The organism is Spirosoma sp. 209, assembly GCF_002006735.1.
GTDB lineage: Bacteria > Bacteroidota > Bacteroidia > Cytophagales > Spirosomataceae > Spirosoma > Spirosoma sordidisoli.
Window position 1 is genome coordinate 177,361 of record NZ_MVEC01000008.1, and the last position, 7,310, is coordinate 184,670.

At 57.8% G+C, this 7,310-nt stretch carries 7 protein-coding genes; 1 reads left to right on the forward strand and 6 read right to left on the reverse strand.

Annotated elements, in window-relative coordinates; all coding sequences use genetic code 11:
* Positions 1 to 15: 15 nt before the first annotated feature.
* From B1C80_RS15245 to B1C80_RS15270, 6 genes are all read right to left on the reverse strand, one after another.
* The gene (locus B1C80_RS15245; protein WP_077922045.1) at positions 16 to 1,164 is read right to left on the reverse strand and encodes a cellulase family glycosylhydrolase; all 1,149 of its coding nucleotides are present in this window, start codon (positions 1,162 to 1,164) and stop codon (positions 16 to 18) included.
* A 117-nt stretch (positions 1,165 to 1,281) separates the two neighbouring features.
* Entirely contained in the window at positions 1,282 to 2,496 is a 1,215-nt protein-coding gene (locus B1C80_RS15250) for an aldose epimerase family protein (RefSeq protein WP_077922046.1), read from the reverse strand.
* A 76-nt stretch (positions 2,497 to 2,572) separates the two neighbouring features.
* A complete protein-coding gene (locus B1C80_RS15255; protein WP_077922047.1) occupies positions 2,573 to 3,661 on the reverse strand; it encodes a family 43 glycosylhydrolase in 1,089 nt (362 codons plus the stop codon).
* Positions 3,662 to 3,664: 3 nt separating this feature from the next.
* On the reverse strand, positions 3,665 to 4,816 hold the full coding sequence (locus tag B1C80_RS15260) for a sialidase family protein (RefSeq protein WP_077922048.1): 1,152 nt from the start codon (positions 4,814 to 4,816) through the stop codon (positions 3,665 to 3,667).
* 84 nt (positions 4,817 to 4,900) lie between these two features.
* On the reverse strand, positions 4,901 to 5,488 hold the full coding sequence (locus B1C80_RS15265) for a hypothetical protein (RefSeq protein ID WP_236648801.1): 588 nt from the start codon (positions 5,486 to 5,488) through the stop codon (positions 4,901 to 4,903).
* A 152-nt stretch (positions 5,489 to 5,640) separates the two neighbouring features.
* Positions 5,641 to 5,883, reverse strand: a complete 243-nt coding sequence (locus B1C80_RS15270; protein WP_077922049.1) for a hypothetical protein — start codon at positions 5,881 to 5,883, stop codon at positions 5,641 to 5,643.
* Between the two features lie 147 nt (positions 5,884 to 6,030).
* Here B1C80_RS15270 and B1C80_RS15275 point away from each other — a divergent pair, with 147 nt between their 5' ends.
* Positions 6,031 to 7,107 (forward strand): Ldh family oxidoreductase, encoded by a 1,077-nt coding sequence (locus B1C80_RS15275; protein ID WP_077922064.1) that lies wholly within the window; start codon positions 6,031 to 6,033, stop codon positions 7,105 to 7,107.
* Positions 7,108 to 7,310 lie beyond the last annotated feature (203 nt).

Consider the following 7,310-nt stretch of genomic DNA (forward strand, 5'->3'; position numbering starts at 1 on the left):
TCTATTTATTATTCGTTACTTTTTGGTAGCCTGCCGAATGGCGGCCGTTTCGGCCGGGTCGTAGGGGGTACCGTCCTGCTTGTACACTTCGTGGAACCACACGGATGGCTCACGACCGTTTACGTACGGTTTCTGCCAACTGTCCCAGGGCAAAAAGGTCTGGGTTTTACCCGCTACGAAGCCCCAGTTGATCATACCAACTTTGGCCTGTTTGGCAATGGGCAGATGGGTCTGAAACTTACTATCGACACCCCGCGCCATATACTCGGTACAAATCACGGGACGACCCATTTTCTGCAGAACCGGGAGTAGTTTCGTCAGGGCATCGGCCGTCGAGTACTGGTGAAAGGTGATGATGTCCGAGTTCTCGAACTGTACCTTTTCCATGGGTGTCCATTTCGCCGGGTTGCTCCAGTCGTGTCCATCCCACAAAATCCAGGGGCCCGATGTCAGCGGCTGCGTAGCCCCGGCCGCCCGGCACCACTGGAACACCTGCGGTAGCAGCCGGGTAATGATCCCGATTTTGCGGCTGTTCTCCAGTTCGATCTTCTTCTCGTTGCGGCCGTAGTTATTGTCGTTGGCGTTGTCGGGCTCGTTCCAGGTATCCCAGGCCAGAATCCGTTTATCATTTTTGAACGCGCCTACTATACCTTTCACGTAGGCTTCGAGCCGCGGGTGTTGCGACACATCGGTCAGCGCATCGGCACCGGGGCTTTGCACCCAGCCCGAGTTGTGAATACCCGGCACCGGGTCGCGCTGTTTGCCGAGCTTCGGATACGGGTCCCAGCACGAATCGAACAGCACCAGCATGGGTCGGATCCTGTGTTTGGCGCAGATGCTCAGAAACTGATCAAGCCGTTTTTTGAAGCCTTCGGCATCCTGCTGCCAGAGCAGATCATGCAAAAAAACCCGCATGGTGTTCATGCCGATTCCTTCGGCCATAGCCAGCTCTTTGTCGATGGTGGCCGGGTCGAAGGTTTCGGCCTGGAACATCTCCAGTTCGTTGATCGCATTGGCAGGCACGTAGTTGGCACCCACCAGAAACGGTTCCTTGGCGTACCAGGCATTGGCTTTGGCCGCCGACCACCGACCGGGCGCGCTCGTTTCCTGTCCGTAGGTCAGAACCGATATGAATAGTAATAAGAGGACTGATAACTGTCGCATGAATTAGTTTACCGGGTTAAAAGATCACATCATCCGTAAAAGACAGACGACGCTGCAATTGGGCCTTTGCTATCGGATAAATTTTACCGTCGCCACCTGATCGTAGCGACGGTACTTTTAGTTCGCCACCGAAAAGCGGTATTCGGTCGTTTGTTTGTAGGTCTGGCCGGGACGCAGAATGGTATTCGGATACGTCGGATGATTGGGCGAGTCGGGGTAGTGCTGGGCTTCGAGGGCAAAGGCATCGCGGTAGTTGATGGGCTTACCGTATTTACCGATATCGCTTCCTTTGAAGAAGTTACCGCCGTAGAACTGAACGGCCGGCTCGGTAGTCAGCACTTCCATTTTGATGCCCGACTTATCGCCGGTGATCTCCACTCCTTTTGCGAGGCCGGTGCTCCCTTTTTTGTTCAGCACGAAGTTGTGGTCATAGCCACTGCCGAACGTCAGCTGCTCGTTTTTCTCGTTCACCCGCTCCCCAATGGCCGTTGGCTTCCGGAAATCGAATGGCGTACCCGCCACCGAAGCAGGCTCTCCCTGCGGAATCAGGCCTTTGTCGACCACCGAGTAGCGGTCTGCATCGATCATCAGCACATGATTGTTGATGGTGCCGCTGCCTTCGCCGTTGAGGTTGAAAAAGCCGTGGCTCGTCGGGTTATAGGGCGTAGCTTTATCGGTCGTTGCGGTATAGTCGATGCGCAGGCCGTTGTCGGTCAGGGTGTAGACTACGCTGGTCGTAACGGTACCCGGAAAACCACCTTCCCCGTCTTTCGATACATACGTCAGCTTCAGGCTGGTATCGCCCGACTGGCTGGCCGTCCAGACCTGGTTATGAAAGCCGCTTGGGCCGCCGTGGAGGGTGTTGCCGTTGTTATTCAGCTCCGTCTTGTACGTTTTACCATCGAGGGTAAACGTGCCTTTGCCGATGCGGTTACCAAACCGGCCAACAATGGGGCCGAAAAACGCCCCGCCCTCGCTCTGATAGGCCTTTGCCGACGCGAACCCGGGCACTACGTCTACCAGCTTACCCGCTTTGTCGGGCACCAGCAGCCCAACCAGCCGGGCTCCGTAATTGGTGATGGCCACCTGCATGGTTTTGTTTTTCAGCGTATAAAGCTGAATCGCCTTGCCGTCTTTCTCCCCCGCAAAGGCGTTGGCATCGGGTAGTTTGTAGGCAACAGCCGCCGAAGAAGACGCCGTATCGGCATCGGGCGATCCGGCTGCGGGGGTATTGGCCAGCTCCGTATCGGCTTCCTTGGTTTTTGTCGACGACTGGCAACTGGCCTGCACCAGCAGGGCGGCCACCAGCGCCGGAAGAATGAATGTTCGCATAGGTTATAGGCGTAAAATATGGGTAAGATGTGTCAGGGGCGTCATGCACCTGTGGGGTTGAAAGCAGAAGCGGGCCTTATTCTCCCGGAACAGGCATGGGTATCTTAGGCATTGGCTTCCCAAAATTGGGCGAGCCGTCGGCATTCCAGGTAAACGGCTGAATGTGGGGGGCGCGTTTATTACCGCAGCCATCCGTAGCCGACGGGTTGGCATGATAAATCATCCAGTGCTGAACGGGCTCTCCATTACGGCCTGCGGTCTGGAAGAAACCACCGTGTCCTGGTGCCCAGACGCCGTTTTCGGGTGCCTGAACGAACACAGGCTGCGGGCTTTTCTGCCAGTTTTTGGGGTCGAGCAGGTCGCCCTTACCGGTGTAGGTCAGCAGCCCCAGGCAGTAGTCGAGCCAGCAGGCGTTGGCCGAGTAGACCAGAAACAGTTTGCCGTCGTGCTGCAGGAACTCCGGCCCTTCGTTGACGTAGATTTTGGGTACTTCCCCATTTTTCTGCCAGGCCTGCGGCACATCGCCATGGCGCTCCCAGGGCAGTTCGGGCTGCGAAATCCGGACCCGGTCGCCGTCGAGTGTCCAGGGGTTTTTGAGTTTGGCGATGTATATGTCCTGCTGACCGTTAGTAGGCCCCTCCCAACCCGACCAGGCCGCGTATAGCTGGCCGTTGAACTCCATCACCGACATATCGATTTCCCAATGGTCGCCCGGATCGCCGATCTTGCCTTTCATCACCCACTCGCCCGCAAACGGATCCGGGGCTTCATTCTCGATGACCCAGACCCGGTGGCTCAGATTATTGGCCGAGTCGGCCGAGAAATAGACGTACCAGCGCTCCTGCCCCCGGTCATTTTTGAGGGCGTGGATTTCGGGGGCCCAAAGCTCTTTCGAGTACGGCTGACCCGGCGGAGGGGTGTAGATAACCTTTTTTTCGGCCGTTGCCAGATCGGCTATGTTGCGGGTACGCCAGAGGGTCAGGTTTGCGCCGGTGGTGTTCATGTAATAATACCAGCCGTCTTTTTGCAGTACCCACGGATCGGGGCCCGACGGTTTAATCGGATTGGTGAACGTGCGTTGCGCATGAGCGCTATACAGACCGGCCAGCAGCACAGCCGACAGCAGCCACCACTTACGAACGGACGCGGTGATCAGACTAATCATAGGTTATCGGTTCAGGGAGAAAGGAATAGAGTAGGAATACGCTGTACATACATCCCCATTGTACCGCAGCGCCACCTCGATCAGCCGCTTTTTATCAGCCGACAGAAGGAGCTGCGATGAATAGTTGGGGCACGGATTATCATACGCCTTCGGCACGGGAACCGGCGCGGGCGTTTCGGTCCAGGGGCCAGCGCCCGCCGGGTTGCTCACCAGCAGCACCGTTCCGCTGGCGGGGGCTGGCTTATTGGCCGCATCGAGCAGCAACTGGCCTACCACGAGTAAACGCCCGTCGGGCAGGGTGGTAAAAGAGGGAGCATGCGCCAGGTGATGGCCCTCCAGCGATTCGATACGGGTGCCGGGCTGGGCCGGGTTGCCCCAGGTTAGACCGTCGCGCGAGAACCGGATAAACACGTCGCAGCCCATGCCGCAGATTTCGTAAACCATGACGTAGCGGGCGGGCCAGGCATACCCGGCCGCCAGTTTGCGCACAATGGCCATGCCGGGGCGCATCGGTTTGTTGGGCTGATCCGGTATGGCGACGTCGCGGACTTCGGGACCCCAGGTTCGACCCCCGTCGGTCGAGACTTTATGGGCCAGGAGCTGGTTAAACCCCTGGGCGCGGTGTTCTTCTGTCGAGTAGTAGGCTACCAGATTGCCGTCGGCGTCGACGATAAACTCGGGCTCCCACAGGCCGACCTTGCCGGTAGCCAGCGTCGAGTGAAAACGCCAGGTTTTACCCCCGTCGGTACTGCGGTGAATGTTGATCGATGAGCGGCAGCGCGGGTCGCGGGAGCATCCCATAGACGGCGCCCAGAACAGCGTACCGGGGGCCACCGTACCGAGTGGCTGCGGCACCTCCCACAGGCCGCTGCAGCAGTGTTTGGTATCCGTCGTATCGCGGAGGTCGGCCAGGGGTTTCCACGAACGCCCTTCATCGGCACTCGTGTAGAGCATGGCGCCGTTCCCGTCGGTATCGAATGAAGCCAGCAGCTGCCCGGGTCGGTTGGGTTTGTGCTGAAGCCGGATCACCCGCGGGTAGTAGGCTCGCCGTTCTGTGACTGGCTTCGGCTCGTCGGGGGGCGCGGGCTCTACCAGGCCACCCAATGCCAGCGACACAGCCAGCAGGAGCCAGTTGCCACCTCTGAAAACGTTCATGAATCTAGAATAGGGTCTATAGAATAAAGAGCCAACTGGCTTTTTTTAACCCTTTGGCTCATCAATAATCGGCCTGACCAGGCATCAATATGTGCGTAACACCTTCAGCCGGTGGTTGTTATTGATCCGCATCCGGGGAGAACTCAGGCGGTTAAAAATAACCCCCGCCACCGCCATACCCCCCGCAACGGGTAGCACCGACTGGGCCCGAAAGTTATTGTTGACTACACTCGACAGCAGGTAAACACCCCCCGCAATAGGCAGCAGCCGACCAGCCGCTGTGATGAATGGTATGCGCCGGTCAACGTATACTTTCTGTACCTCATTGAGCCGAAATGCCACTGGTTCGTCGCGGTTCATGACCTCATTGGCCATCAGCACCACAAACGTACTGTCCGTTACCTCGTAAAGCGTTTCTCTGAATTTCTGCCCCCGCGCTTTGAACCGAATCTCGTCGCCCTCAAAGAACCGGTATCGCCGGAAACCGCCCAGCGTCGGGTTCACGTCCAGCGCCAGGTACCGCGACGGTCGAAGCCGGGCCGCAAAGGACCCGCCACGCCGTTCGAGTAGCTGTTCGGTAGTCAGGGTATCGCGGGGTTGAGCAACGGAGTCGGTCAGGGCGACTAAGCCAAAGACCCAAAACATCAGCAATCGAGCAGAGCGCCACGTCATACAGTAAACAGGTTGTCCTGTTTGCAATAACGCGAAAGGGCCAGGCAAAGTCAGCTATTTTTTATTTTTTAAGAAACCCGCTGCGCCATGCTGATGCCGGAACGGGCATAAAAAAACCGGCCAGAGACCGGTTTTACAGGGGCATGGATGCCTTAGTTATTCTTGTCTTTTACCGAATCGCGAACGGCTTCCCGGTACTCTTTCCGGGCTGAATCCAGCTCCGTCTGCTCGTCGCGCACTTCGGCGGTGTCGCCTTCCTGCTGTGCTTCGATGACGTCTTCTTTAGCGTCCTGCACCTCTTCGGCTTTGTTTTCTTTCTTTGAATCGCAGCTCATCTGAGTGGTGGCGCAGACAACGGCAAGAGCAAGTGCAGTAGCAAATGATTTGATCTTCATACGTTTTAACTTGAGTTGTAATAGACGTTTCATCCGGGCTATCCCGGACTTAATGGGTTAGAACGGGAATCGGTGCCGATTGTTCCGGACACCTACTTAACGGTATGCAGGCTGGTACGCCCGGCCCTTTTGGCTACTTTTGCGCCCATGATTACTGCCAACCAACTTCGTAAGTTCACCGAACAGATATTTATAGCCATCGGCTGCTCAGAGGCCGATGCCCGCCTGGCCACTGACGTGCTCGTCTCGGCTGACCTGCGCGGGGTCGATTCACACGGTGTAGCCCGCCTGCCGGGCTACGTACGGCTTTACGACGTCGGCCGGCTCAATCCACAACCGCACATTCGGGTCGTTCACGAAACACCGTCTACGGCCGTTGTCGACGGCGACCGCGGCCTGGGGCTGGTGGTAGGGCCGTGGGCCATGCAGGTTGCCATCGACAAAGCCCGCACGGCCGGAACGGGCTGGGTAGCGGTTCGCAATTCCAACCATTTCGGCATAGCGGGTTACCATGCCCTGCTGGCGGCCGACCATGACATGATTGGACAGGCTATGACCCACGCGGCTCCGCTCGTAGCGCCCACTTTCGCGCTCGAAAAAATGCTGGGGACCAATCCCATTGCCGTGGCCATACCGGCCGCTACCGAGCCGACCTTTCTGGCCGATTTTGCCAGTACGGCCGTAGCCTACGGGAAGCTTGAAATCCTGCAGCGCAAAGGCCAGGACATTCCGTTGGGCTGGGCGCAGGATGCCAGCGGCCAGCCCACTACCGACGCCAATGCCATTCGGAACGGTGGCGCCCTGCTGCCCCTCGGTACCGACCGCGAACACGGCAGCCACAAAGGGTACGGGCTGGGTGCCGTTGTCGATATTTTTTCGGGTGTGCTGTCAGGCGCCAACTACGGTCCGTGGGTTCCTCCGTTTGCAACGGCGGGGTTCATGCAGGCCAATGAAGGCGTCGGCGAAGGGACGGGCCACTTCTTCGGGGCCATGCGTATCGATGCGTTTCGGCCAGCCAGTGAATTCAAAACCCATATGGACACCTGGATTCAGCGGTTCCGTCAGGCCCAGGCGGTGGAAGGCAAGCGGGTATTGATTCCCGGCGATCCCGAGCGCGAGATGGAAGCCGAGCGGCTCTCGAACGGCATTCCCCTGCTCGACCCGGTCATCCAGAGCCTGACGGAGCTGGGCGACCGGTTTGGTGTATTTTTTTCTCCGGCATAAATGCCGGAGCTAGTCATGAACAGAACAGCGACGGACCCCGACCATAACGAACCATGATTTGCCCCGGCATTTATGCCGGGGACATTGAATTAATAACCTCCGGCATAAATGCCGGAGCTAGTCATAGATAGAACAGCGACGGACCCCGACCATAGCGAACCATGATTTGCCCCGGCATTTATGCTGGGGACATTGAATTAATA

What these genes read in the sequence shown, in the direction of transcription:
- B1C80_RS15270 (WP_077922049.1), bottom strand. Translation starts at nt 5,883, where the DNA reads ATGAAGATCAAATCATTTGCTACTGCACTTGCTCTTGCCGTTGTCTGC.
- B1C80_RS15260 (WP_077922048.1), bottom strand. Translation starts at nt 4,816, where the DNA reads ATGAACGTTTTCAGAGGTGGCAACTGGCTCCTGCTGGCTGTGTCGCTG.
- B1C80_RS15275 (WP_077922064.1), top strand. Translation starts at nt 6,031, where the DNA reads ATGATTACTGCCAACCAACTTCGTAAGTTCACCGAACAGATATTTATA.
- B1C80_RS15255 (WP_077922047.1), bottom strand. Translation starts at nt 3,661, where the DNA reads ATGATTAGTCTGATCACCGCGTCCGTTCGTAAGTGGTGGCTGCTGTCG.
- B1C80_RS15250 (WP_077922046.1), bottom strand. Translation starts at nt 2,496, where the DNA reads ATGCGAACATTCATTCTTCCGGCGCTGGTGGCCGCCCTGCTGGTGCAG.
- B1C80_RS15245 (WP_077922045.1), bottom strand. Translation starts at nt 1,164, where the DNA reads ATGCGACAGTTATCAGTCCTCTTATTACTATTCATATCGGTTCTGACC.
- B1C80_RS15265 (WP_236648801.1), bottom strand. Translation starts at nt 5,488, where the DNA reads ATGACGTGGCGCTCTGCTCGATTGCTGATGTTTTGGGTCTTTGGCTTA.